This window comes from Streptomyces sp. NPDC031274 (assembly GCF_055570235.1).
This window is the reverse complement of record NZ_JBVIHP010000039.1, coordinates 1-26,090: the sequence shown is the minus strand read 5'-3', so window position 1 is coordinate 26,090 and position 26,090 is coordinate 1. Positions and strand designations below refer to the sequence as shown.

At 69.2% G+C, this 26,090-nt stretch carries 19 protein-coding genes, 1 tRNA gene and 1 pseudogene; 12 read left to right on the top strand and 9 right to left on the bottom strand.

What is annotated here, in order from left to right:
* Positions 1 to 53: 53 nt before the first annotated feature.
* Complete coding sequence (locus ACZ5CR_RS40335; protein ID WP_468867297.1) at positions 54 to 632, top strand: GNAT family N-acetyltransferase; 579 nt, start codon at positions 54 to 56, stop codon at positions 630 to 632.
* A gap of 216 nt (positions 633 to 848) precedes the next feature.
* Here ACZ5CR_RS40335 and ACZ5CR_RS40330 read toward each other — a convergent pair whose 3' ends face one another.
* Entirely contained in the window at positions 849 to 1,637 is a 789-nt protein-coding gene (locus ACZ5CR_RS40330) for a dioxygenase family protein (RefSeq protein WP_468867295.1), read from the bottom strand.
* A gap of 201 nt (positions 1,638 to 1,838) precedes the next feature.
* On the opposite strand from ACZ5CR_RS40330, the gene ACZ5CR_RS40325 reads away from it, so the two are divergent.
* Positions 1,839 to 2,381, top strand: coding sequence for a MarR family winged helix-turn-helix transcriptional regulator (locus tag ACZ5CR_RS40325; protein ID WP_468867293.1), 543 nt, complete (start codon positions 1,839 to 1,841; stop codon positions 2,379 to 2,381).
* A gap of 23 nt (positions 2,382 to 2,404) precedes the next feature.
* Here ACZ5CR_RS40325 and ACZ5CR_RS40320 read toward each other — a convergent pair whose 3' ends face one another.
* On the bottom strand, positions 2,405 to 3,916 hold the full coding sequence (locus ACZ5CR_RS40320; protein ID WP_468867291.1) for an MFS transporter: 1,512 nt from the start codon (positions 3,914 to 3,916) through the stop codon (positions 2,405 to 2,407).
* 191 nt (positions 3,917 to 4,107) lie between these two features.
* On the bottom strand, positions 4,108 to 4,764 hold the full coding sequence (locus ACZ5CR_RS40315) for a TetR/AcrR family transcriptional regulator (protein WP_468867289.1): 657 nt from the start codon (positions 4,762 to 4,764) through the stop codon (positions 4,108 to 4,110).
* Between the two features lie 436 nt (positions 4,765 to 5,200).
* Between ACZ5CR_RS40315 and ACZ5CR_RS40310 the strand changes: the two genes are divergently transcribed.
* Complete coding sequence (locus ACZ5CR_RS40310) at positions 5,201 to 6,484, top strand: M6 family metalloprotease domain-containing protein (protein WP_468867287.1); 1,284 nt, start codon at positions 5,201 to 5,203, stop codon at positions 6,482 to 6,484.
* 29 nt (positions 6,485 to 6,513) lie between these two features.
* Here ACZ5CR_RS40310 and rho read toward each other — a convergent pair whose 3' ends face one another.
* On the bottom strand, positions 6,514 to 7,767 hold the full coding sequence (rho, locus tag ACZ5CR_RS40305) for a transcription termination factor Rho (RefSeq protein WP_468867285.1): 1,254 nt from the start codon (positions 7,765 to 7,767) through the stop codon (positions 6,514 to 6,516).
* A 505-nt stretch (positions 7,768 to 8,272) separates the two neighbouring features.
* On the opposite strand from rho, the gene ACZ5CR_RS40300 reads away from it, so the two are divergent.
* From ACZ5CR_RS40300 to ACZ5CR_RS40290, 3 genes are all read left to right on the top strand, one after another.
* Positions 8,273 to 9,163, top strand: coding sequence for a 3-hydroxybutyrate dehydrogenase (locus ACZ5CR_RS40300; RefSeq protein WP_468867283.1), 891 nt, complete (start codon positions 8,273 to 8,275; stop codon positions 9,161 to 9,163).
* Between the two features lie 115 nt (positions 9,164 to 9,278).
* Positions 9,279 to 10,676, top strand: a complete 1,398-nt coding sequence (locus tag ACZ5CR_RS40295; RefSeq protein WP_468867281.1) for an MFS transporter — start codon at positions 9,279 to 9,281, stop codon at positions 10,674 to 10,676.
* 87 nt (positions 10,677 to 10,763) lie between these two features.
* Positions 10,764 to 12,986 carry a helix-turn-helix domain-containing protein gene (locus ACZ5CR_RS40290; RefSeq protein ID WP_468867278.1) on the top strand — a complete coding sequence of 741 codons (2,223 nt, stop codon included), beginning with the start codon at positions 10,764 to 10,766 and terminating at the stop codon, positions 12,984 to 12,986.
* Here ACZ5CR_RS40290 and ACZ5CR_RS40285 read toward each other — a convergent pair.
* Positions 12,953 to 14,623, bottom strand: a complete 1,671-nt coding sequence (locus ACZ5CR_RS40285) for a DHA2 family efflux MFS transporter permease subunit (protein WP_468867276.1) — start codon at positions 14,621 to 14,623, stop codon at positions 12,953 to 12,955. The genes ACZ5CR_RS40290 and ACZ5CR_RS40285 overlap by 34 nt on opposite strands.
* Positions 14,624 to 14,880: 257 nt before the next feature.
* Between ACZ5CR_RS40285 and ACZ5CR_RS40280 the strand changes: the two genes are divergently transcribed.
* From ACZ5CR_RS40280 to ACZ5CR_RS40260, 5 genes are all read left to right on the top strand, one after another.
* A complete protein-coding gene (locus ACZ5CR_RS40280; protein WP_468867368.1) occupies positions 14,881 to 15,384 on the top strand; it encodes a MarR family winged helix-turn-helix transcriptional regulator in 504 nt (167 codons plus the stop codon).
* A 118-nt stretch (positions 15,385 to 15,502) separates the two neighbouring features.
* The gene (locus tag ACZ5CR_RS40275; RefSeq protein WP_468867274.1) at positions 15,503 to 17,638 is read left to right on the top strand and encodes a pectinesterase family protein; all 2,136 of its coding nucleotides are present in this window, start codon (positions 15,503 to 15,505) and stop codon (positions 17,636 to 17,638) included.
* A gap of 482 nt (positions 17,639 to 18,120) precedes the next feature.
* On the top strand, positions 18,121 to 19,677 hold the full coding sequence (locus ACZ5CR_RS40270) for an MFS transporter (RefSeq protein WP_468867272.1): 1,557 nt from the start codon (positions 18,121 to 18,123) through the stop codon (positions 19,675 to 19,677).
* Positions 19,678 to 19,762: 85 nt separating this feature from the next.
* A tRNA-Arg gene (locus ACZ5CR_RS40265) sits at positions 19,763 to 19,835 on the top strand.
* Between the two features lie 506 nt (positions 19,836 to 20,341).
* Positions 20,342 to 21,328: a quinone oxidoreductase family protein gene (locus ACZ5CR_RS40260; protein WP_468867269.1), complete on the top strand. Its 987-nt coding sequence runs from the start codon at positions 20,342 to 20,344 to the stop codon at positions 21,326 to 21,328.
* A 197-nt stretch (positions 21,329 to 21,525) separates the two neighbouring features.
* On the opposite strand, the gene ACZ5CR_RS40255 is transcribed toward ACZ5CR_RS40260, so the two are convergent.
* From ACZ5CR_RS40255 to ACZ5CR_RS40240, 4 genes are all read right to left on the bottom strand, one after another.
* Positions 21,526 to 22,242: a hypothetical protein gene (locus tag ACZ5CR_RS40255; RefSeq protein WP_468867267.1), complete on the bottom strand. Its 717-nt coding sequence runs from the start codon at positions 22,240 to 22,242 to the stop codon at positions 21,526 to 21,528.
* A gap of 302 nt (positions 22,243 to 22,544) precedes the next feature.
* Positions 22,545 to 23,723, bottom strand: a complete 1,179-nt coding sequence (locus ACZ5CR_RS40250) for a hypothetical protein (RefSeq protein WP_468867264.1) — start codon at positions 23,721 to 23,723, stop codon at positions 22,545 to 22,547.
* Positions 23,724 to 23,823: 100 nt separating this feature from the next.
* A complete protein-coding gene (locus tag ACZ5CR_RS40245) occupies positions 23,824 to 24,150 on the bottom strand; it encodes a hypothetical protein (protein ID WP_468867262.1) in 327 nt (108 codons plus the stop codon).
* On the bottom strand, positions 24,147 to 25,358 hold the full coding sequence (locus tag ACZ5CR_RS40240) for a Shedu anti-phage system protein SduA domain-containing protein (RefSeq protein WP_468867259.1): 1,212 nt from the start codon (positions 25,356 to 25,358) through the stop codon (positions 24,147 to 24,149). Before ACZ5CR_RS40240 ends, ACZ5CR_RS40245 begins: the two co-directional genes overlap by 4 nt.
* 334 nt (positions 25,359 to 25,692) lie before the next feature.
* Between ACZ5CR_RS40240 and ACZ5CR_RS40235 the strand changes: the two are divergent.
* A pseudogene (locus tag ACZ5CR_RS40235) lies at positions 25,693 to 26,090 on the top strand (transglycosylase domain-containing protein); the annotation flags it as partial.

The window sequence follows — 26,090 nt, the reverse complement described above, 5'->3', positions numbered from 1 at the left end:
GCACCTATTTTCCTGACGTTGCAGTACCCTGTGCCGCCACAGAGGGAGGTCAGATGCCGTCGGAACGTACAGAGGTGCAGGTCAGGCCGGGCACGGAGGCCGATCTCGGGGCTCTGACCGATATCTACAACCACTATGTACGTGAGACGGCGATCACGTTCGACACAGCCGCCTTCTTGCCAGAAGAGCGCCGCCCTTGGCTGCTCTCCCATCCTGAAGACGGCCCCCACCGCCTATTGGTTGCCCAGGAGCGGGATTCCGGCCCGAGTTCCGGGCCGAGCCCCGACCTGAGTCCCGGATCGATCCTCGGATACGCCACCAGTAGTCCTTTCCGAACGAAGCCCGCGTACGCCACCTCTGTGGAAGTCAGCGTCTACTGCGCACCGGATGCCGCGGGCCGTGGCATCGGCACCTTGCTCTACAAGACGCTCTTCGAGGCCCTGGAGGGTGAGGACCTGCACCGCGCCTACGCCGGGATCGCCCAGCCGAACGACGCGTCGGGCCGCCTCCACGAACGCTTCGGCTTCCGGCACGTCGGCACGTACCGCGAGGTCGGCCGGAAGTTCGGCCGCTACTGGGACGTCGCCTGGTACGAGCGTCCCCTCGGCCCTCAGACACCAAGCGGGACCTAGGCCCCGCAGGCGCCGTCCTAGGTCCTGACCTGGTCCGCAAGGCCGTTACGCCCCGCTCGCGCGCGGCCTGACCGGCGGGATCCACCGCTGGCTTGAGCTGTACGCGCCGAGGCTGGAGGAGTACCCGAGCGCGGTCGAGTCAATCACCGGCGACAACTGGCGCGCCGCCCGCCACCACCCGCACCCAGCACGCACGTACGCACCCGGCGCACAGGATCAGCCGAACTGCACCGACCTCTTGGCGAGACCCATCCAGAACCCGTCGATCACACTCCGCTGCCGCTGCCCGCCCAGATCCCCCGCGGCCTCGGCGGCCCCCAGCGTCACGAACAGGGGCGCGAAGTGCTCCGTACGCGGATGCGCGAGCTCGCCCGCCGGAGACTTGTGCCGGAAGTCGAGGAGCCCGTCCACATCGCCCGCGTCGAGCGCCTCGTGCCCCCACGCGTCGAACTCCACCGACCACGACGGCGTACCGCCCTGCCTCAGCGCCGCCAGATTGTGCGTGAAGAAGCCGCTGCCGACGATCAGCACGCCCTCGTCCCGCAGCGGCGCCAGCTTGCGGCCGATGTCCATCAGGCGCCGCGGGTCGAGGGTCGGCAGGGAGATCTGGAGAACGGGGACGTCCGCGCCTGGATACATCTCGACGAGCGGGACGTACGCTCCGTGGTCGAGCCCGCGGTCCGGGATGTCCTGCACCGGCGTACCGGCCCCGCGCAGCAGTTTGCGTACGGAATCAGCCAGTTGAGGGGCGCCGGGAGCGGCGTAGGTCACCTGGTAGTAGTGCTCGGGGAAGCCCCAGAAGTCGTAGACCAGTGGCGCTGTCTCCGTCGTGCCGAGCGCGAGCGGGGCCTCCTCCCAGTGGGCGGAGACCATGAGGATGGCCTTGGGGCGCGGCAGCTCCGCGGACCAGGCGCGGAGCTGGTCCGGCCAGAGCGCGTCGTCGGCGAGCGGCGGTGCGCCGTGGCTGAGGTACAGGGCGGGCATGCGCTCCTGGGTTGCGGTCATGGCGGCTCCTCCGAGAACCGAGAGCGTGCAAAGAACGTGCGTAGGACGTGCGCCGACATGCGCAGGGCGTGCTGACATGCGCGTGACGTGCGCGTCACGTGCGCGGGATGCGCGAGGAACGATTTACTTTAACTCTCAAGCTTTCATTCGACGACGACCCTACTCCCACATTGTTTAACTTTCAAGAAAGGGTTGCGTACAGTGGAGTACATGGACACGGCACCCACTTCTTCCCCCGACGTCCCCGACGTCCCCGAGGGGGAACCGCGCTGGCTCAACGACGAGGAACAGCGCACCTGGCTCGCGTACTTGCAGGCCACCACGCTCCTGGAGGATCACCTCGATCGCCAGTTGCAACGCGACGCGGGCATGCCGCACATCTACTACGGACTTATCGTCCAGCTCTCCGTCGCCCCGCGTCGACGGCTGCGTATGACGGAACTCGCCAGGAACTCCAAGATCACCCGGTCCCGCCTCTCGCACGCCGTCGCGCGCCTCGAGAAGAACGGCTGGGTGCGCCGCGAGGACTGCCCCTCCGACAAGCGCGGCCAGTTCGCGATCCTCACCGAGGACGGTTACGACGTCCTGCGCCGGACCGCGCCGGGCCATGTCACCGCCGTACGCCAGGCGCTCTTCGACCGGCTCACCCCGGAACAGCAGAAGTCCCTCGGCGAGATCATGATGATCGTCGCCGAGGGACTTCAGCCCAAGGGGGCGGGGGCGGACCTGCCCTGGCTCCGCTGAGCCTCCCTGTCAGAAAGCGGGGGTCAGTGCGCGACCACCGGGATCCGCACCTCGTCCTCCACCACACCGTCGGTGTCACCCGAGGCGGCGGGAGCGCCGCCCTGGGCACCGGTGTTGATGAGCGTGAAGGCGATCGCGGAAGCGGCCACCAGGATGCCGACGGCCCACCAGATCGCGCTGGTGTAGCCCTCGACCATGGCCTCTGCCTGGAGCAGCTTCTGCGCCGCCGGAGTCGTCGCGCCCGCCGCGTGCGAAGTGATGTACGCGGTGGTGGCGGAGGCGGCGATGGTGTTCAGGAGAGCCGTGCCGATGGCGCCGCCGACCTGCTGCGAGGTGTTGACCATCGCGGAGGCGACACCGGAGTCACGCGCCTCGACACCGTGCGTGGCGAGCGACATGGCGGGCATGAACGCCGTACCCATGCCGAGGCCGAGCAGCAACTGCCCGGGCAGGATCACCCCGGCGTACGAGGTGTTGACCTCAAGCTGCGTCAGGAACAGCATGCCGCCGGCGGCGAGCAGGAAGCCGGGGCCCATGAGCAGCCGCGGCGGGACGCGGGTCATCAGACGGGCGCCGATCTGCGTGGAGCCCGTGATCATGCCGACGATCATCGGCAGGAACGCGAAGCCGGTCTTGACCGGCGAGAAGCCCTGGACGATCTGCAGGTAGTACGTGAGGAACAGGAACAGACCGAACATCGCGATGATCGCGAGGCCGAGCGACATGTAGACGCCGCCACGGTTGCGCTCGGTCAGGACGCGCAGCGGAAGCAGCGGCGACTTGACCTTGGACTCCGTGAGGACGAACGCGGCGAGCAGGACGGCCGAGGCGACGAACATGCCGATGGTCATGGAGTCCGACCAGCCCTCGGACTCGGCCCGCGTGAAGCCGTAGACCAGGGCGACAAGACCGAGGGTGGACAGGACCACGCCCGGGATGTCGAGCGGCGAGCGGTTGCGGCCACCGGCCGGCTCACGGATGACGAAGTACGCGCCCAGTGCGGCGACGGCGGCGAAGGGGATGTTCACGAAGAACGTCCAGCGCCAGTTCAGGTACTCGGTGAGGAAGCCGCCGAGGATGAGGCCGACGGCGCCACCGCCACCGGCGATCGCACCGTAGATGCCGAACGCCTTGGCGCGCTCCTTGGCATCGGTGAACATCACGGCGAGCAGCGAGAGGGCGGCGGGCGCGAGCAGCGCGCCGAACACACCCTGCAGGGCGCGGGCGCCCAGCATCATGGCCTCGCCGGTCGCGGCGCCGCCGAGCGCGGAGGCAGCGGCGAAACCGATCAGGCCGGTCACGAAGGTGCGCTTGCGGCCCCAGAGGTCGGATATGCGACCACCGAAGAGCAGCAGACCACCGAAGGCCAGGGCGTAGGCCGTGATGACCCACTGACGGTTGCCGTCCGAGATGCCCAGGTCTTGCTGGGCGGAGGGCAGCGCGATGTTCACGATGGTCGCGTCGAGCACGACCATCAGCTGCGCGAGCGCGATGAAGATCAGCGCTTTCCAGCGCCTGGGATCTGTTTCTGACATGGGAGTAGCCACCTAGCGGTACGAGTGGTGAACAAGTGACGGAAAAGCGACGCATGCCGCGCCGGGCGGCCACGTACTGCGAAGTCGAGAGAGAGAAAAGAAGTCGAGAGAGAAGAGGAGCCGAGAGAGGAGGAGCGTGGTCAGTCGAGCGAGAAGAGGAGCGAGGCCAGGTCAGGCCGGTCAGGCCGGACTCAGCACTCGCGAAGGCCCTCCAAGGTCGCCGCCTCACCGGGCAGCTCGGAGCGGGCCGGCGCCATCAGGCCGTCGAGGAACAGCTGTAGATGCCGGTGGACGAAACGGTCCATGTTCGGGCACGCAGTGCCGGGCAGCGGCCTGGTGAGCTGTGAGAGGGCGACCATCAGGTCCCCGACGGCGATGTCGGTGCGCAGCTGCCCGGCCGCGCGCGCCCTGTGCATGAGCCCGCCGATCACGGCTTCGAGCCGCTCACGGGCGTCGACCAGATCCGGGTGATCAGGGTCGAAGGCCGCCTGGAGGACCGGGCACAGGGCACCGATGCGCTCGTCGGCGGAAGCATGTACGAACCGGCGCAGGGCGTCGAACGCGACGCTCGCGTCGGCGTCGGCCGCCGCGATCGCCTCCTCGGCGTGTGCCGAGACGCGGTCGGTGACCAGCAGGACGACCTGGTGGACCAGTTCGGAACGGTCGGAGAAGTGCCGGTAGACCGTGGCGTTCCCGACGCCCGCCCGGCGCGCGACCTCGTCGAGCGGCACATCGGAGCCGAACTCGACGAACATCTCGCGTGCGGCGGCGACGATCCGCTCCCGGTTACGCAGGGCGTCGGCCCGCGGGCGGGGCGTGCGGCGCTGCTCAGCGGTTGCGGTACCCACGGCGGCTCTCCTCAAGTCTGTGATCGAAGCTGTGATCGAAGTCGGTCTCTGACCGAAGTCAGTTTCTGACCGAGTCAGTCGGTGACCGAGTCAGTCGGTGACCGAGTCAGTCGGTGACCGAGTCAGTCTCTGACCGAAGTCAGTGACCGAAGTCTGTGATCGAGCCTCCGGACGGTGCACGGTCTGCGGCGCCGGAGCCTCTGCTGCGCGATGCGGGGAATCACTCCCCGTTTCGCTCGGACTCAGGTCTAAACGGGGAAAGACTCCCCGGATATTTCCCGCCGCCCGACTTTCTTCCCGTGACCCGCGTCACACCCTCCGCGCGCGAAAAACCCACGATCGGTCGCACCCAGCGAGCGCCCGCGCACCCACCGGCACAGGGTGATCGAAAGGACGCAGCCAGGACCGGCGGCTGCCGCGAGGGGAAGGCCCATGGATGCAGCAGCCGACCTGGAGGCAGATACGCGGAGCCCGACGTGGCGCGGCACTGGCCACCTGCGCCGTCCTTGCCCTCACGGTCACCACATCGGCGAGCACCGGCCGTCTGATGGAGGAGTCCCCCACAGCGGCGGGCCCCGTGTCCCTGGCCCGCGCGACGACACTCAGCCCGTGCATGATCAGCGGCACGATGGGCGTCCAGATGTCGGAGGGCGTCCCCACGTCTTCCGGCTACTCCCGCTCCACGGGCACCGTCCGGGCCCTGAACCTCATGGTCGACTTCTCCGACGCCCCCGGTGAGGGCAGCGCGCTCGACCGCCTCGCGGAGTTCTTCCCGCAGACGTCGGACTGGTTCCGCACCAGCTCCTACGGACGTCTCGACTACCGCCCCGAGTCGCCGGTCTCCGACTGGCTGCGGATGCCCAAGAGCTTCAAGGAGTACGGGATAGAGCGCGGCGCCCCCTTCGACCCGGGCTACCGCGAGCTGGTCCGGGACATAGTGGCGGCGGCGGACCCGGACGTGGACTTCCGGGAGTACGACCTGGTGAACATCCTCATCACGCCGAACGCGGGCCCTTCCGCGCTCGACACGGTCCTGTCGGTGACCTTCGCGGGCAACACCGAGGCGCCCGTCGCGGACGGCGTCCCGGTCTCCAACGCGTCCTTCGTCTACAGCCGCCAGGACGACGGCTCGGGAAACTACGGCGAGACGGGCTACCGCGTGCTCCCGCACGAGAACGGCCACGTCTTCGGCCTGCCCGACCTCTACACGCAGGACGGCGGCGGCGCGGTCGGCCACTGGGACATCATGAGCGAGGACTGGGGCGCCAACAACGACCTGCTCGCCTGGCACAAGTGGAAGCTCGGCTGGCTCGACGACGATCAGATCAGCTGCGCGTCGAACGCGGGCACCACCGAGCACACGCTGAGCCCGCTGGCGACGAACGGCGGCACCAAGCTCGCCTTCGTGCCGCTGAGCACGACCAAGGGGTACGCCGTCGAGGTGCGCACCCGTGGCGGTAACGACGACGCGATCTGCAAGCCCGGCGTCCTGATCTACCGGGTGGACGCGGAGGTCGACACGGGCCGGGGCCCGATCAGCGTCTCCGACTCCACGAAGGACAGCGGCGGCTGCACGCGCCAGCCGAACGTCCACGCGGAACTCTCCGACGCGACCTACGAGCCCGGACAGACCTTCACGGACAAGAAGACGGGCGTACGCATCACGGTGTCGGACATCGACGCGGAGGGCCGGTACCGGGTGCACGTCACGCGCCCTTAAGCGCACGTCACGCGCCCATGAAGGCATCCTCAGCCGCCGTTGACCTTGGAGGAACCGGCGCCGGGCACGGTCTGCTGCACCTGCCGCAGGAAGGCGGCGTTGTCCGAGGTCTTGCGGAGGCGGTCGAGGATCGCCTCCAGGTTGCTCTGCGGGTCCCTGCCGTGCAGGGCGCGCCGCAGTCCGCGTACGGCGGTCAACTCATCGGCGGGCACCAGGAGTTCATCGCGGCGCGTACCGGAAGGGGTGACGTCGACGGCGGGGAAGACGCGGCGCTCGGCCATGCCGCGGTCGAGGCGGAGCTCCATGTTGCCGGTGCCCTTGAGCTCTTCGAAGTAGTAGTCGTCGGCGCGCGATCCGGTCTCCACGAGCACGGTGGCGAGCATGGTCAGGGACCCGCCCTCCTCCGCGAGCCGCGCGGCACCGAAGAGGCGCTTGGGGCCCTGGATGGCGGCGGCGTCGACACCGCCCGAGAGGGTGCGGCCACCGCTGGACGCCGCGTTGTTGTACGCGCGGCAGAGCCGGGTGAGGGAGTCGAAGAGCATGACGACGTCCCTGCCCTCCTCGGTGAGCCGCTTGGCGCGCTCGACGGCGAGTTCGGCCAGGGCGATGTGCTGCTTGGCGGGCCGGTCGAAGGTCGAGGCGAGCACTTCGCCGCGTACGGAACGCTTCATGTCCGTGACTTCTTCGGGCCGTTCGTCGAGCAGCACCACCATGAGGTGCGCCTCGGGGTGGTTCGCGCTGACGGCGGCGGCGATCTGCTGGAGCAGTACGGTCTTGCCGGTGCGCGGCGGCGCGACGATGAGGCCGCGCTGGCCCTTGCCGACAGGGGCGACGAGATCGATGAGCCTGGTCGCCACACTGCCACCGCCGACGCCCGGCGTTTCGAGCCTGAGCCGCTCGCGCGGGTGCAGCGGGGTGAGGTCACCGAACCGCGCGCGCCTGCTCAGGGCTTCGGCGGAGTGTCCGTTGACCCGGTCGACGTCGGTGAGAGTGCGGGCCTTGCCGCAGGCTCCCTCGACCAGGTCGCCCGCGCGCAGGCCGAGTCGGCGGATGAGCGCGGAGGGGACGGTCACGTCGTTCGGGGCGGGGAGGCAATCACCGGCACGGAGATGGCCGTTGGCGTTGTGACTCACGTCGAGGATGCCGGAGACGGCTACGACGGGGGTCGCGGTGGGGGTAGTTGTGGTGGAGGTGGCTGTGGTGCGGGTAGTTGTGGCGGAGGTGGTTGTGGTGCGGGTGGTCGTGGGGGTGGTCTTGTTCTGGGGGAGGGTTGCGGTACTCATGATGGGGTCCTTTCGCGCACATGCGAATGAGGGGCCCGGCGGAACGGTGTGTTCACGTCCCGTACGACGGGCGGAGAAACGAACTGCAGCAAGAGCTTCGAGAAATACGGAAGCTTTGGGACTGCGGGAGCCTCGAAGAGGCGGAGAAGAGAGGATCTGCACCGGCGCCACAGAAGGCGGCGTACACACGTGCTGTTGGCAAGGTAGCACACGCCTTGAGCCGTCGAGCGTGACCTGAGTCACCAGGGCCGCACCTGGCTCACTCCGGATCATCCCGGATCGCCGCATCCGGCTCACTCCGGATCACCCCCGGATCGCCGCACCTGGCTCACTCCGGATCACCCCAGACCACCGCACCCGGCTCACTCCGGATCACCCCGGATCGCCGCACCCGGCTCACTCCGGATCACCCCCGGATCGCCGCACCCGCCCACATACTCCGCTCCCCCGTTATGTGGGTCCTGCACATGGGATCCCCGCCCCGCGCGCCCTTACGTTTCCGGCCATGACGAGCCCCACTCCACGCGGTGACGCCCCCGCAGGTTCCGTAGGACATGCAGGACCCGGAGGACATGTAGGACCCGTAGGACACGTAGGACCCGCCGGACTTGCAGGGCCCGTAGGACCCGGAGGACCCGTAGGAACCGCCGGAACCGACCTCTCCGGACGCACCGCCCTGGTCACGGGCGGCGCGAGCGGCATCGGCCGGGCCTGCGCCGTGGCTCTGGCCGACGCCGGTGCCTTCGTCCACGTCGTGGATCAGCACGCCGACGCGGCCAAGGACGTCGCGGGCGAGATCGACGGCGAGGCCCACGCCGTCGATCTGGCCGATCCGGCGGCGGTGCACACCCTGCCCACCCGCGTCGACGTCCTCGTCAACAGCGCGGGGCTCCAACACGTCGCCGCCATCGAGGAGTTCCCCCCGGAGCGGTTCGAGCTGATCCAGAAGGTGATGGTCACCGCGCCGTTCCTCCTGCTGCGCCGCACGCTGCCCCACATGTACGCCCAGGGCTGGGGCCGCGTCGTGAACATCTCCAGCGTGCACGGCCTGCGCGCCAGCCCCTTCAAGTCCGCCTACGTCGCCGCCAAGCACGCCCTGGAGGGCCTGAGCAAGGTCACCGCCCTGGAAGGCGCGACGCACGGCGTCACCAGCAACTGCCTCTGCCCCGGCTACACCCGTACGCCCCTCGTCGAGGACCAGATCAGCGCCCAGGCCGCCGCCCACGGAATCGCCCCCGAGCAGGTACTCACCGACGTACTCCTGCGTCGTTCCGCAGCCAAGCGCCTGATCGAGCCCGAGGAGATCGCCGCCGCCGCGCTCTGGCTCTGCGGCCCGCACAGCGGCTTCGTGACCGGCGCGTCGCTGCCCCTGGACGGCGGCTGGACCGCCGGCTGACCCCCAGCCCCGCGCCCAGCCCCTCCCAGCTCCCCCGACTCCCCCAGCTCCCCGACTCCCCTCGCACTGCACGCCCCCACCTCGAACACGTCCCCATCGAGAAACGGATCACGCCATGGCAGCCGCAACGCCGCGCGCCCCGGGCAAGACCCCGGGCAAGCCAGGTATCGCCCGCATCATCAGCGCCAGCCTCATCGGCACCACCATCGAGTGGTACGACTTCTTCCTCTACGGGTCCGCCGCCGCGCTCGTCTTCAACACCCTCTTCTTCCCCGACAGCGACCCCCTCGTCGGCACCCTCCTCTCCTTCCTCACCTACGCCGTCGGGTTCGCCGCCCGGCCCATCGGCGGCGTCGTCTTCGGCCACTACGGAGACAAGATCGGCCGCAAGAAGCTGCTCGTGCTGAGCCTGATGATGATGGGCGGCGCCACTTTCGCGATGGGCCTGCTGCCCACCCACGCAACGCTCGGCGTCGGCGCCCCGATCCTCCTCACGGTGTTGCGCCTGATCCAGGGCTTCGCGCTCGGCGGGGAGTGGGGCGGCGCCGTCCTGATCGTCTCCGAGCACGGTGACGACAAGAACCGCGGCTTCTGGGCCTCCTGGCCGCAGGCGGGCGCCCCCGGCGGCAACCTCCTCGCCACCGGCGTCCTCGCGCTCCTGGCCGCCGTCCAGTCCGACGAGGCGTTCCTCGCCTGGGGCTGGCGCATCCCGTTCCTGCTCTCCGGGGTGCTCGTGATCATCGGCCTGTGGATACGGGTCTCGGTCTCGGAGTCGCCGCTCTTCCTGGAGGCGCAGGCGAAGGCGGCGGCCGCCGAGGACTCGGGGCAGGCCACCAAGCAGGACGCGCCGGTCGTCGAGGTCTTCCGGCACAACTGGCGCGGCGTCCTGACCGCCATCGGCACCCGGCTCGGCGAGAACGTCTCGTACTACATCCTCACGGCCTTCGTCCTCGTCTACGTCACCGTGCACCTGGAACTGCCCAAGAGCACCGCCCTGAACGCCGTGCTGATCGGCTCCGCCGTGCACTTCGTGACGATCCCGCTGTGGGGCGCCCTCTCGGACCGCATCGGCCGCAGGCCGGTCACCCTGATCGGGTCGGTCGGCATGGCGGTGTGGGCGTTCGCGTTCTTCGCGCTCGTCGACAGCGAGTCCTTCACCGTGATCACCCTCGCGGTCACGGTCGGGCTGCTCTTCCACGGCGCGATGTACGGGCCGCAGGCCGCCTTCATCTCCGAGATGTTCGACACGAAGGTCCGCTACTCCGGGGCCTCGATGGGCTCGCAGCTCGCGTCCATCATCGGCGGCGCGCTCGCGCCGATCATCGCGGTCGAGCTGCTCAAGGACTTCGGGTCCGCGACGCCGGTGGCTCTGTACGTCTGCGTGACGGTGGTGATCACGACGCTCACCGTGCTCGTGGCGAAGGAGACCCGGGGCCGCTCGCTCGCGCAGGAGCGGCATTCCGCTCCCGAGGATTCCTCCAACACCACCGCCTCGGCGACAATCTCCACCTGAGGCGCGCCCTCAGCTCCTGATGCGCGTCCTCAGCACCTGAAGCGCGCCCTCAGCACGCGCACCCCGCTCCCGGAGGCGACACGTCGTATGTCCAGCTCCTCAGACGCCGTCCACCGGGAGCAGGCGTGCACCGCTACCGCCCTGCGCGAGCTGCTCGGCCTGCTCGCCGACGACGCGCCCGCCGATCAGTTCGCCCGTCCTGCCGCGGCGGCCCGCGCGGCCGGGGCGAGCGGCGCCGAGCTCACGGCGATCGACGAGGCCACGCAGACCGCCCTGCGCGTGCGCCGCACCCTGAACCAGCACCAGCGCAGGGAGGCCGAGCTCACCGCCCTGTTCGACACGGCGGGCGACCTCGCGGCGCTGCGCGACCTGGACGCGGTACTGCGCGCCATCGTGCACCGGGCCAAGCTGCTGCTTCGTACGGACGTCGCGTACCTCTCCCTCAACGACCCGGCAGCGGGCGACACTTACATGCGCGTGACGGACGGCTCGGTCTCCGCCGCGTTCCAGAATCTGCGTCTGGGCATGGGCGAGGGGCTCGGCGGCCTCGTGGCCCAGACCGCCCGTCCGTACGCCACCGGGGACTACGAGGTCGATCCCCGTTTCCAGCACACCACCCCCATCGACAGCGCCGTACTCGAAGAAGGCCTGCACGCCATCCTCGGCGTACCGCTGCGGCAGGGCACCCACGTCATCGGCGTGCTCTACGCCGCCGACCGCACCGCCCGTGCCTTCACCCCGGACGAGGGCGCGCTGCTCTCCTCGCTCGCCGACCACGCGGCGATCGCCATCGACAGCGCGCGCCGTATGGAGGAGACGAGGGCCGCGCTCGTCGACCTGAACGAGGCGTCGCAGACCATCCGCGCGCACAGCGAGGCCATGCTCCGGGCCGAGGACGCGCACGACCGCCTGACCGATCTCGTCCTGCGCGGCGGGGACTTCACCGAGGTCGCCACCGCGATCGGCGCGCTCCTGCACGGCGGCACCCTCATCCACGACGCGGACGGCACGGAACTGGCCCGCGTGGACGCGGACGGCACGGGGCAGGCACGCGTGGACGCGGACGGCACGGGGCAGGCACGCGTGGACGCGGACGGCATGGGCCTGCCCCATGTCGACGCGGACGGCACGGCGCAGGCACGCGTGGACGCGGACGGCAGAGGGCAGGCCTACGTCAACGCGGACAGCACGGGGCAGGCGCACGTCGACGCGGACAGCAGAGGGCGGGCCCGTGTCGACGCGGACAGCAGAGGGCAGGCCCGCGTCGACGCAGACGGCACGGGGCGGGCCCGCGTCGACGCCGAACCACCCCTCGCCCGCGTCGACGCCGCCCCCCGTACGCCCCCGGCCAAGGCCGTAGCCGCCTCGCGCGCCAGCGGGCGTGCCGTACCCCTCGACGGCACCTGGGTGTGCGCGGTCCTCGCGGGCCCGGAGCTCCTCGGCAGCATCGCCCTCACCGACCGGGCCGACCTCGGCGAGGCCGACCGCCGCCTCTTCGAGCGCGCCGGAGTCGTCACGGCCCTGCTCCTGCTCCTTCGCCGTTCGGCAGCCGAGGCGGAGGACCGCGTACGGGGCGAACTCCTCGGCGATCTGCTCTCCCTCTCCGGCACCCCGGGCCGCCTGACCGCGCGGGCCCGCCGCCTTGCCGTCGATCTGGCGCTCCCTCACGCGGTGTTCGTCACGCACAGCGAGACGGCGTCCCGCCAGCTCCTGCTCTCCTCCGCGGCCCGAGCCGCCCGCGCCCACCACGGTCTGTCCGGCCTGCACCACGACCACGTGGTCCTGGTGATCCCGGCCGCCGACACCGGCGCCCGGGCCCGCGCGCTCGCCGCCGAACTCACCCAGGCCGCGGGAGCCCCGGTCACGGTCGGCGCCGCGGGCCCCGCCACCGGGCCCGAAGCCCTCTCCCAGGCCCACGCCGAGGCACTCCGCTGCCTCTCCGCCCTGCGCGCGCTCGGCCACACGGGCCAGGGCGCGGACCTGCCCGACCTCGGCTTCCTCGGCGTACTGCTCGGCGACGACACGAATCTCGACTCCTACGTACGCCGCACGCTGGGCCCGGTCCTGGACTACGACACCAAGCGCGGCACCGAACTCATCCACACCCTGCGGGCCTACTTCGCCTGCGGGATGAGCCAGTCCAGGGCGAAGGAATCCCTCCACGTCCATGTGAACACCGTGGTCCAACGCCTGGACAGGATCGGCCACTTGCTCGGCGCCGACTGGCAGTCCCCGGAGCGTTCCCTGGAGATCCAGCTCGCCCTGCGCCTGCACGCCTACACCTGGGACGCCGGTACCGCGTCCCCCTGACCCTCCACGGCTCCCTCTCCGGTTCCTGCTCCTGCTCCTGTTCCTGCTCCTGCTCCTGTTCCTGTCCGGGCGGCGGACGGTACGAGGAAGGTGGCGATGAGCCCGAGTACGACGAAGCCCGCGGCGACATAGCCGCCGAGGGCGACCCCGTCGGTCATCGCCGAGCGCGCCGCGTCGGCGACGGACGCGGTCTCGGGCCGGTCCGCGAGGGGCCTGATGGCAGCACCCGCGCTGTCGGTGACGGCACTGGTGAGCTGATCGGCCTGCCCGGACGGGATACCGGCATCGCTCAGCCGGTCGCGCAGATTCGTGCTGAGAGTCGTGAAGTAGACGGTGGTCAGAGCGGCGATCCCGAGCGCGGAACCGAGCTGGCGGAAGGCGCTCTGGATGCCGGAGCCCTGCCCCGCGCTCTCGTGCGGCACCTCGGCGAGTACGACGTTGGTCACCTGGGCGGTGGCGAACCCGACGCCGATCCCGTACACGAAGAGCATCAGCGCCACGGCCCACCAGGAACTGTCCGGGGCGGCGATGACCCCGACCCCCGCGAGACCGACGGCCTCAAGCACAAGCCCGATGCGCACCTGCCCGAGCGCCGGAACCCTGGCGGCCAGCGGAAAGCTTGCCCCCGTGGCGACGAAGCTGCCGATGGCGATGGGCACGAGCGCGAGCCCCGCCTCCAGGGCGCTGTAGCCGAGGGTGAACTGGAGCCACAGCGGAAGCACCGCGACGATGCCGAACTCGCCGAGGCCGATGATCAGGGTCGCGATGTTGCCGTTGCGGAAGGAGGCGATCGAGAACAGCCGTACGTCCATCAGGACGCGCGTGGAGTCACCGCTTCGGCTGAGCGCGATCTGCCGCCGGACGAACGCGAACAGCGTGACGGCGGAGAGCACGAGGGCGACGAGAACGGGCGAGGGCCCACTCCCCCAGCTGAATCCGGGAAGCTCCAGCGGCTCGACGCTGACGATCCACCCGTAGGTACGCCCTTCGACGAGACCGAAGGCGAGCAGCCCGAGCCCCAGCATGGACAGCACCGAACCGGGCACGTCCACCCGCCCCTTGGTGCGCGGCGAGGGAGCCATGTAGAGCAGCACGCCGGCGGCGACGAGAACGGACAGCGGCACGTTGATGCCGAACGCCCAGCGCCACGAGACGTGTTCGGCGAGCCAGCCGCCGAGCAGCGGGCCGAGCGCGGCGGCGGCGCCGATGGTCGAGCCCCAGATGGCGAAGGCCTGGCCGCGCGCCTTGCCGGTGAAGGTCGCGTTGAGGAGGGAGAGCGAGGTCGGCAGGATCATCGCCGCGCCCGCGCCCTGGAGGAAGCGGGCCAGGATCAGCAGCCCGCTGCTCGGCGCGAGCCCGGCGAGCACGCTGGTCGCGCCGAAGATCACGACGCCCGCGACGAAGATCCGGCGGGCGCCGAAGATGTCGGCGAGGCGCCCGGTCAGCAGGAGCAGCGCCGCGAAGACGATCGCGTACGACTCCTGGATCCACTGCGCCTGGCCGGAGCTGGCGTCCAGGTCCTCGATGACCGAGGGGACGATCACGTTGACGATCGTGGTGTCGACCACGATCAGGGCGACGCCGAGGGCGATGGCGATGAGGCCGAGCCAGCGGCGGGCGGGGGGTGCGTCACGCATCTAGATACCTCCATGGTGAAGTAATTCCACGGTGAAGGTAATTTGAGGCCGGTAAGTTGTCAAAGCACGAGTACAGCCAGGCTGGGCAGCAGGCAGAGAGGGCGGGCGAGGTGGCGACGGAGGAACCGGCACCCGGCGAGGCGACGGAGGAACCGGCACCGGGCGAGGTGGCGACGGAGGAACCGGCACCGGGCGAGGTGGCGACGGAGGAACCGGCAACGGGCGAGGTGACGGCGGAGGAACCGGCACCCGGCGAGATGACGGCGCAGCGCGAGCGCCTGATGGACGGGCTCAGGGGCTACGGCGAGCGCTACAGCGACCTCAGCCGCCGCTTCGCGGTCTGGCTCGGCCTGCACTCCACGGACGCGGACGCCCTCCTGGAGATCGTCACCGCCGAGGACCGCGGCACCCCGCTCTCCCCGGCCCGCCTCAGCGAACGTATCCAGCTCTCGTCGGGCGCCACGACCGCGCTCCTGAACCGCCTCGAAGGCGCGGGCCACATCGTCCGCACCCGCGAGCACACCGATCGCCGCGTCGTCACGCTGCACAGCCGCTCGCCCATCCGGGAACGGGCCGACGAGTTCTTCACGCCGCTCGCGATCCGGATGGACGCGGCGATGGCGCAGTATCCGCCCGAACTCATCGAACGGTTCGAGGAGTTGCTCGCGGACCTGCGGACGACGATCGACGCGGACCTCGCGGAACGGGACCTCGCGGAACGGAACCTCGCGGAACGGGACAGGGCCGCCGGGTCGGGCTGACCCGGCAACCATTCCTCGCCCTGGTGACGACTGCCCTGCGCAACGCGGACGTAGACAACGCGGAAGTAGACAACGCGGACGTAGACGCACACCCACTATCGCCAGGGCGGATGAGGCAATGAGAGCGATCAAGGACGGGCAGCACTGGCAGCACGAGCCCATGGGGGCGCGGCACCGCAGGCGTCGGCTGAACCTGACGATCGGCATCCCGGTGGCCATGGCGGCCGCGGCGGGGCTGACGTACGGCACGGCCTTCGGAATCTTCGGCGAGGACGCGCGGCCACTGGCTGCGGCGGCGAGTTCCGCAGGGGCTTCCGCCGCCGATGTCGCCGCTGCCGCCTCTGTCGCCGACGGCTTCGCATCGGTCGACGCCCTGGGCCAGAACGGGACGTACGGCGGACGCGACGGAAAGACAGTCACCGTCAGAACGCTCGCGGACCTGGAGAAATACGCGACGGCTTCCGACCCGTACGTGATCGTCGTGGCCGCGACGATCACGATGGACCCCAAGGGCAAGGAGATCAAGGTCGCGTCGGACAAGACGATCGTGGGCTCCGGCACCTCGGGCCAGATCGTCGGGGGCGGCTTCTTCCTGGGCCAGGGCGTGCACAACGTGATCATCCGGAACCTCACGATCCGGGACTCGTACGCGGGCACGTGGAACGACAAGGAGCACGACTTCGACGCCGTACAGATGGACGGCGCGCACCACGTGTGGATCGACCACAACGACCTGCGGCACATGGCGGACGGCCTGATAGACAGCCGAAAGGACACCACCTACCTGACGGTGTCCTGGAACAAACTGAGCGACAACAACAAGACCTTCGGGATCGGCTGGACCGAGAACACCACGGCCGACATCACGATCCACCACAACTGGTTCCGCGAGACGGAGCAGCGCAACCCGTCCACGGACAACGTGGCCCACGCGCACCTCTACAACAACTACCTCCAGGACGTGGCAGGAACGGACATCACGTCCTCGTACGGAAACTACTCGCGCGGCAATACGAAGATGGTCCTGGAGAACAGCTACTTCGAGGGCCTCAAGAACCCGGTCACCAAGGACAGTTCGGCCTCGATCGTGCAGCGCGGGAACGTCTTCGTCGGGACGAGCGGACGCAACGAGAGCGGCGGCACGGCGTTCGACCCGAAGAGCTTCTACGACTACACGCTGGACAAGGGCGCGGACGTCCCGTCGAAGGTGAAGTCGGGTGCGGGCCCACGCGCGAGCACCGCCACTGCCACTGCCACTGCCACTGCCACCGCCACCGCCACTGCCGCCGCCACTGCTGCTGCCACCCTCACGGTGGCGAAGGACGGCAGCGGCCAGTACAAGACGGTGCAGGCGGCGGTCAATGCCGTACCGGCGAACAACTCCTCGCGGGTGGTGGTCTCCATCGCGCCGGGAACGTACCGCGAGACGGTGAAGATCCCGTCAAACAAGCCGCACGTCACGCTCCAGGGCTCTGGGAGCAGCCGCAAGGACACGGTCATCGTGTACGACAACGCGGCGGGCACCCCCAAGCCGGACGGCTCCGGCACCTACGGCACATCGGGCAGCGCGACCGTCGCCGCGGAGGCCGACGACTTCCAGGCCCGCAACCTGACCCTCTCCAACGACTTCGACGAGAAGGCGAACCAGAACCTCGCAGGTCACCAGGCGGTGGCCCTGCGCACGGCAGCCGACAAGGCATTCCTGGACAGCGTGATCGTCGAGGGCGACCAGGACACGCTCCTCCTGGACACGGCGGCGAAGGACAAACTGGGCCGGGCGTACATCAAGAACTCCTACATCGTGGGCAACACGGACTTCGTCTTCGGCCGGGCGACAGCCGTGGTGGACCGCTCGGTGATCACCCTCAAGAAGCGCTGGGACGGCACCTCACAGGGCTACGTCACCGCGCCGAGCACCGCTGCCGACCGCAAGGGCTTCTTGATCACGAACACCACGGTGAACGGCGACGTATCGGCACGCAGCTTCTACCTGGGCCGCAACTGGCACGCGGGCGGCGACGCGACGCTGGACCCGCAGACGACGGTGCGCGACTCGACCCTGAGCGCCGCCATCAAGGCGACCCCGTGGGTGGACATGGGCGGCTTCCCCTGGAAGGACGACCGTTTCGCGGAGTACAAGAACACGGGCGCGGGCTCGGGCACGGCGAGCACCGACCGTCCGCAATTGACGGACGCGCAGGCAGCGAACCAGGAGATCGGCGACTGGCTGGGAAATTGGACCCCGGGTTCCTGAGGAGCAGTACAAGGAATTCGAGAGTTCACAGAGTCCACGGGGTTCGCAGAGTCCACGGGGTCCACGGGGTTCGCAGAGTCCACGGGGTCCACGGGGTTCACGGGGAATGAATTTGCATTCCCTCAAAGAGTATGGACACGGCGGCGACACAGAGGGGAGCGCACGACCCCCGCTGTGTCCACACTCGCACAGAAAAAGCAAGCGGGAACAGGGAAGTTGCGACCGGGCGCGTGCTCACAGAGACCGCCTCTTTGGCCAGTCGGGGAGACGCGACAATCACCACACAGGTAAATGCATTCGGCGCACGCTGGTGGACGGAATTCGGCTGCTAGGGTTTGGCCTTCGTCACGAGCAGGGAGTTCTCGCCGTATCGGCGCTCCGGCTCGTATTGCAAGCGGTCACATCACTTCACGCTCAGGGCCAAGGCCACAGCCATGGCCACAGCAGCCCACGCCTCCACACATTCCTGGAGCCCTACGCTCATGTCTGCCGACAGCGCCACGACGTCGCCCCTCCCACCAGCACCGAACACCTCCGAAGCGTCCCCCGGGACCTCTCCAGGAACCTCCTCCAAGGGCCGCCACCTCGGCCTGGCCCTGTTCGTGATCGCCGCCGCCCAGCTGATGGTGGTCCTCGACGCGACGATCACGAACATCGCCCTGCCCAGCATCCAGACGGACTTGGGCGTCACCGACGCGAACCTGGCCTGGATCGTCAATTCCTACGCCCTGGCCTTCGGCGGACTGCTCCTGCTGGGCGGCAGGGCGGGAGACCTGTTCGGCCGCCGCCGGATGTTCCAGGTGGGCATCGCGGTCTTCACCCTCGCCTCCCTCCTGGGCGGCCTGGCTCCCAACGAGGCGCTGCTGATAGCGGCCAGGATCCTCCAGGGCGTGGGCGCGGCACTGGCAGCCCCCAGCGCACTGGCCTTGATCACCACCACATTCCCAGCCGGCAAGCCGCGCAACACGGCAATGGGCGTGTACGCGGCGATGGGCGGGGTCGGCGCGACGGTGGGCCTGCTGCTCGGCGGCGTACTCACCGATGTACTGGACTGGCGGTGGGTGTTCTTCGTGAACATCCCGATCGGCCTGGCCGTCCTCGCCGGAACCCGCACGCTGGTGGAGGCGGAGCGCCACCGGGGCCGCCTGGACATCCCGGGTGCGATCACCGGGACCGGCGGCTTGATCGCGTTGGTGTACGGGATCACGCGGGGCGGGGAACACGGCTGGACGAACGGCCTGACGCTGACGTCATTCGCCACAGCGGCGGTGTTTCTGCTGGCCTTCCTGCTCCTACAGTCCCGTACGACGCACCCGATGATGCCGCTGCGACTGTTGAAGGACCGCAACAGGTGGGGTAGTTACGCGACGATGCTGTTCATCGGGGCGGGCATGTTCGCCACGTTCTACTTCCTGACGCTCTACATGCAGCTGATCCAGGGCTACAGCCCGGTGCGGACGGGCTTCGCTTACCTCCCCTTCAGCTTCGGCATGGCGGCGGCGGCAGGTATCAGCTCCAAGCTGATCGCAAAGGTGCCCCCTCGCCTCCTGGCGGGCCCTGGCCTCCTGGTGGCAACGGCAGGAATGCTCTGGTTCGCAACACTCACCCCGACCTCCTCCTACGCCACGCACCTCATGCCGGCGATGTTCGTCACGGGCCTGGGCCTGGGGATGAGCTTCGTCCCGATGACTCTGGGCGCGGTGAGCGGAGTGGCCCACGAGGACACGGGAATCGCCTCGGCGCTCCTGAACACGGCACAGCAGATCGGCGGCGCGCTGGGCCTCGCGGTCCTGTCGACGATCTCCACCTCAACGGCGAACGCAAAGCTCCCGGAGGCGGCCTCAGCCCTGTACCGCGCCCTGTCCACGAAGGACTTCCCTCTGATGTCCCGGGCGGGCGAGGCGGTGACGCACGGCTACACGATGGCGTTCATAGCGGCGGCGTGCATGTTCCTGGCGGGCTTGGCGGTAACGGCACTGGCGATCACCGCGGGCAAGCAGGAACACACGGAGCCCACACCCCCGCCCCACATCGGCTGACGCCACCCCCGGCCAGGCGGCACCGCCCCATCCCCATCCGCTACCCTGTCTGAAACCGCCATCCGTGGCGGCATCAGTCAGCCCCGCCTTCGTAGCTCAGGGGATAGAGCACCGCTCTCCTAAAGCGGGTGTCGCAGGTTCGAATCCTGCCGGGGGCACAGCACTAAGGGCCAGTTCAGAGGCTTGATCCTCTTAAACTGGCCCTTCGTCATGATCACGGCCGTGCCACTCTCGTGCCCGCAAGGCTGCGAAGGCAGCTGCCCGGACAGCGGGCTGAGGGGCCGCGGCGACTTCTTCGTCCATACATGGGAATGTATATACGAACAGCGTGGTCCGTACGGCGATCCACGCGGCAGGCGGACGCACTCCGAACTGGGGAGAAAGCCAGCCCTCGACTCCGTTGGCGGAATACCGGCGTCTGCGCACCGAACTCGACTACGTCTGAGCCCAACGCCTCCCCCACGAGCCCGGTCTCGCAGGCGACGATCACGAGCTGGGCACGGTCACGCACACGCAGCTCGGTGAGACCTGGGAGACCTGGGTATGACCCCGCCGACCCGCCTGGACAGGCGGGTCGGCACGCACGTGGGCGCAGACTGGTGGTGGCAGACCCAGGACGAGCTGACACTGCCCGGCTCCGAACGGGTTGGGCAGACTCATCCGCATGACACACCACAGCACGTACATGAAGGCAGTCACCATCCCCTCGTTCGGCACCGCCGACGTCCTGCGCCTCGACGAGGTGAAGATCCCCGAGCCCGGTCCGGGCCAGGTCTCCATCGATGTGGCGTACGCGGGTGCCAACTTCGCCGAGGTCCTTTACCGCCAGGGCGTGGTGGACGTGCCGCTTCCCTTCGTGCCGGGCATCGAGGTCTCCGGCCGGATTCGGGCGCTCGGCCCCGGGGTCGAGGGGCTGTTGGTGGGTCAGCCGGTCGCCGCCCTGACCATCGTCGACAGCGGTGGCTACGCCGAGGTGGTCACCACGTCGGCGGACCTCGTCGCCCCTCTGGACGGCTACGACCTGAGTCTGGAGACAGCCGCGGCGCTTCCGTCCAACAGCACCACCGCCTTCTTGGTGCTCGACCGCGTGGCCCGCATCGAACCGGGCGAGCGCGTACTGGTGCACGCCGCAGCCGGCGGCGTGGGCAGCCAACTCGGCCAGGCCGCACGTCAGTTGGGTGCGGGCCGGGTGGTCGGCACAGTGGGCAGTGTCGCCAAGATCGAAACCGCCAGAGGCTTCGGCTACGACGAGGCGATCCTGCGGGACAGCCACGCCGAGGCGGGTGAATTCGACATCGTGGTCGACATGGTGGGCGGCCCTGCCCGCCGCTCAAGCCTGGACCTGCTGGCCCCGATGGGCCGACTGGTCGTGATGGGCAATGCCTCGGGCGCCGAGGACGTCGGCATCTCGTCCAACGAGCTGTGGTTCAGCAACAAGAGCGTCTCCGGCTTCAACCTCGCCGCGTTCTCCGAGGCCTTCCCCGCCCAAGCGGGCCGGGCGCTGCGCCGTGCCGTCGCGGCAGCGGCCGAGGGCCGGATGCGGGTACAGGTCGAAGCCCTCCCGCTGGAGCGAGCCGCCGAAGCGCACCGCCGCATCGAGTCCGGCTCCACCACCGGCAAGCTGGTGCTCACCGTCGGAGGCCAAGGTTGAGAGGTCCTGACATAAGCGTCGGGGCGTCGGGGTGTGGGGACATGGGGGCAGGGGGGGGCAGGGGGGGGCAGGGGGGGGCAGGGGGGGCAGGGGGGGCATGGGGGCAGGGGGGCATGGGGCGTGGTTCGACACCACTCGACGCCGGATCAGCCTGTCGCGTACGCAGGAGGCCTAGTCGCAGCGCCTCAGCCCCGGTCTCACGTGCGGATGCGGACGCCGTGGCGCGTGCGCATGCGGTGGAGTTCCCACAGGGCCACCGCCGTCACCGAGATCGGGCCGCCGAGGACCGCGCACCACTGTGCGGCTGGTGGCCCCGGGGGCAGTCCGCCGTCGAGTGCGACGCTGCAGAGCGTCAGTTCCCAGACGAGTACGACGGTGAGCGCGGCCGGGAGAGCGGCATGGACGTTGGACGTGTTGAAGGCGTAGCGGGCGGCGTAGGCGGAGGCGAAGAGGAGGAACGGCAGTAGCCAGACGAGGCCGATGAGCAGGGCGAGCGCCACCAGGCCGTTCAGGAGCGTGCCGTAGTTCTGTTTCAGGAGAACAGCGCTGCCTGCCAGTACGAGGCCGACGCCCACCAGAATGCCGACGTACCAGCCCACCGCCTTGAGCGGCTCACGCAGGCGGGAGCGGAGCACGCGCCTGTGCGCGGCGGGCGCGTAGCGGATGAAGCCTATGACGACCAGTGGCCCGGTGAAGATGAGCAGCAGCGGGGCGAGGATCAGCTTCACTACGCCGTCGTTGGCGACGCCGCTCCAGCCCTCGTCCGCGCCGTAGGTGTAGATCAGGAGGAGGCTCGCAGCCAGGCCGACGATCGCGCGCCACAGCTGGACCCGCGTCACGAGCCGGTCCTCGACGCGGCCCGCGCCCGGCTGGTTGAAGATCGCCTCAGCGCGGCGGCGGGCGGAACGGACCACCGGGATCAGCGGCGAGACGAAGAGGAACGCGCAGCCGGAACGCCGCCGCCGGACCGGCTGCGGCGGCTGCGGATACGGATATGGGTGGGGGTTCGGGTGTGGGTGTGGGTGTGGGTACGGGCTTGGTGGCGGGCCGTACGGGTCCGGGGCGCCGCCTCCCTGTGGCTGTGGCTGGCCGTTTCCCGGTCCCCAGCCCTGATATCCCCCGTGTGCCACTGTTCCCCCTGGTCTCCTGCGACGCTTCCGAGCGCGCGCAGTTTACTGGCCGGAACCCGACGGGCGGCACCCCGACGGCCCCGCTCTCAGGGTTCGGGGTTGGAGTCGGGGTCGAGTTCAGGGTCGTCCGCCGCGTACGGGTGCACGTATCGGTCCGTGTCGAAAGGCGTGAACCAGCTCGTGATCCCCATGGGCGCGATGCCCAGGGCCGCGCCCACCTCGCTCTCGTCGACGCCGTCCATCGAGTCGTCGTACAGCAACTCGTGGTCCATGTCCTCGTAGACGAGATCGGCGAAGCGCTCCAGCGCCGCGGAGACGCCCTCGTCGAGGAGGCCGAAGGTTTCGAGCGTGACCTCGGCCTCGCGCAGCAGCAGCTTGAGGACCAGCTCCTCGGCCACGCAGCTCAGCTCCTTGAAGCTCCCCACGGTCAGCCGCGTGGTCAGGGCAATCGCCGTCACCAGGAATCGCCGGGCGAAACGCGCGTCGTACTGCAGGGCGTAGCGCGGGGGCAGCTCGTCGAGGAGCCACATGGGGCGGTCGCACTCGGCGACGTTGGTTCCGTCCCTGTCCAGCGCGTGCACATCCTGGAACAGTTCGTCCACGAGGACGTCCGTGCCCCAGATCAGGGCCCCGGCGGCAAGCTCGGCGTCCTCCGTCGAGATGCCGCCGGAGTCGCCCTCGCTCTCGCCCTCGCCCGCGCGCCCGGCCTCGTCCTTACCTGCTCCCGCGTCCTCGTCCTCGTCCTCGCGCACACCGAACATCCCCGCGCCGAAGGCGGTCAGGCGCGGGGCCATGGTGCGGATCTTGGAACGGATGGCATCGGTCTCCATCGTCGTCCCGGCCACGTCGGCGGGCGTGGCTCCCCCGGCAAGGCCCATCAGACGCGCACGGCGGGACTCAAGGTCGTCCGGCGGAGCATCAGGGCCGTCGGCCGCGTCCAGGCTCTCCATCGCCAGGTCCGGATGCAGCTCCACCTGGCACCGCACGACGGTCCAGTCCGCCAGCAGATCCGTGCTCTCGAGCAGATCCTCCACCAGTTCTCGCACTGCCTCCTCGGCGAACTCCAGCGCCGGAGCGTCCACGACCACCTTGAGCAGCGCACCACCGGGATACACACCCACGAAGGTGTCGAGGAGCTTCACCTCCATCCCGTCGGGGCCCGTGATCTCCTCCACGGACTCGAAGCCGTTCTCAAGAAGGGCGGCGACGCCGACCCGTTGCAGCTCGTCCATCTCCGAGGTGCTGCCGGGCGGTCGGGTATCCACACTCACTGCATATGTCACGCAACACAGCCTCGCAGGTGGGGCCGTCGCTTGAGCTCGCAATGCCGACTTCCCGTACGTTCCCGGATTTCAGGGGGCCGCGTCAGGCGTGTCCCTGGCGCAGACGGCGGGAGGCAGCCAGGCAAGAGGACAGCCAGGTCGCTTCCGCACGGTGGATAATCAGGCCCTCGACGGTGATCATGCCGTCCATCGGTCCATCGAGCCGAATCGAGTGGTCGCCCACTCGGTACATTTCCCAATCCCCATCGCTGTGCCAGAGCCGGGCGGTCTTCTCGCCGCGGCGCTGGGCAAAGACGATCTCCTCTCCGTGCTCGTTCATGAAATAGCCGACGTAGTCCTTGTCGGTTATCTCGCCGCCGCACAGGCGGGCCAGAAGCGGTTCGATGGCGGGCGGCGGAGTGTCGTTCATGCTGCGGGCTCCTCGTCAGCGTCGGAGTCCTCGCGTGCCGACGAGAGGGCCAGCATCCGTGAAGCCGACTCCAGCAGGGTCTCGTAAGTGATCACTTCTATGCGCGCCGCGTGCGTGTTGTAGGTCCGCAACGTCTCCGAGATCTCCTGAGGTGTGACATCTCCGGTCACATAGCGCGGGTGCCCGATCACGACCGTTGCCGAGGCTCGGCGGGCGTCGACACCGTGCTCGGCGAGAATGTGCGGGCGATTCTCGTCCATGGCCCGCAGGTAGTTCTGCGTCTGGGACACCGCGTGATGCGCGGGGGCGCCCAGCATGAGGTGGCCGCTCTGTCGGATGACCAGGCCCTTGATGTTGGCGCGTTTGAGTTCCACCACATGCAGGGAGCCGTCACCACGCAGCAGAGGTATGTCGAGGATGGTGTCCGGGGTGTACTGCCTGCGGGCTAACTCGGCCACATAGGCCCCGCCGAAGATCCACTCCTGGTTCTTCAGGCAGCCGTGCAGGGCGCTCTCGGAGCTGTCGGGGTCCTCCACGGCTGCACGCAAGGCAGCTAAACCGGCTTGCCTGGACCGCAGTTCGAGCAGCTGGGCCAGTAGTCCCGCATCGACGTGGGAAAGTACGTCGCTCATCATCTGTGCGGCCTCGACGGAGGCAGGTCGGGGCAGGTTCCGCAGGACTATCTCCATGTGGCCGTACTGCTGGAGTCGCCTAGCCTCCCGGGTGGGAAGCTGGATCCCGCCCTCGCCGGGGCCGAGGCCCATATGGTCGGCTGACTGGGCTATCCCACGAAAGAGGGCTCGGGCATCGGCGGCCGTCGCATCGGGCTTGTCGCGGCACAGGACGTCCAGGGCGGCGACCGCCCGGTCCGCACCCATGGCGACCATCCTGCGCATGCCTTCCTCGCTGCTCTTCCGTGCGGACTCGTCGTAGTAGTTCTCCAGGATTTCGAGGAACAGGTCGCCTCGTGCGTACGCAGCGAAGCGCTGGAACCGCTGGGCGAACTCGAAGTCCCCGTGGAGTATCGCCTCTTGGGCCACGTCCTCCAGAGCATTCACCAAGGGCCTGCCCTTGCCGTACTTTCCGCCGAGATCGCCCATGATGCGCAGCACCGCGTCGACACGCTCCCGGACACTCGCGTGCTCGGTGAGTTCTTGTGCCGACTTGACCAAGTGCCGAAGCGTGCCGCCAGAACGAAACGTTGCCATACGGGCCACCCTAGAACCGGGCACTGACAATCAGACTGATGGGCATTCAACCTGTGTCGAGGGCCCCGCCCCGGGCAGGCAAGAGGTGAACTCCCATGGAGGTCGTTCACTCCCGCATGGGCGGCCCCCGTGGTTGAGGCGGGCCGGCCGTGGCCCAGGGGAGCCGCTGCGGCCGGGTCCTGCCAGCAGACAGCCAGGAAGACCGGAAGGCCGGAAGACCGGAAGGCCGCCAACCCCCTTCGGCAGCCCGGCAGTAGCCCTTCGAGCGCTGCTGTTACGACCCCCTAATACCTTCCCGCCCAACCCCCGCCCCGCCCCCGTCCTCTCCCCCAGCATGGGGACACACACTCAGGTGAAGCCGCAGCGCGAGCCCAAACAGCCCCGCGTCCGCACCCACGTCCGAACCCGCACCCGCACCCGCACTCGCGACCGCGCCCGAACCCGCGCCCGAAAGCCACGCCGTCGCCTCATCGACTACCCCCGCCACGGCAGACACGGTCTCCGTCGCTGGCTTCCCTCCTGGCGGCAGTGGGGCGGCTCCCTCATCCTCGTTCTCTCCGCCCTCGTCTGCCTCTTCGCGATCGTGTACGCCGCTGTCGACATCCCCGACGAGAACGCCACCGCCCAGCGGGAGGCGAACGTCTACTACTGGGCCGACGGCACCCAGATGGTGAGTACCGGTGAGGTGAACCGGCAGAACGTACGGCTCTCCGAGATTCCCGATGCCGTCGA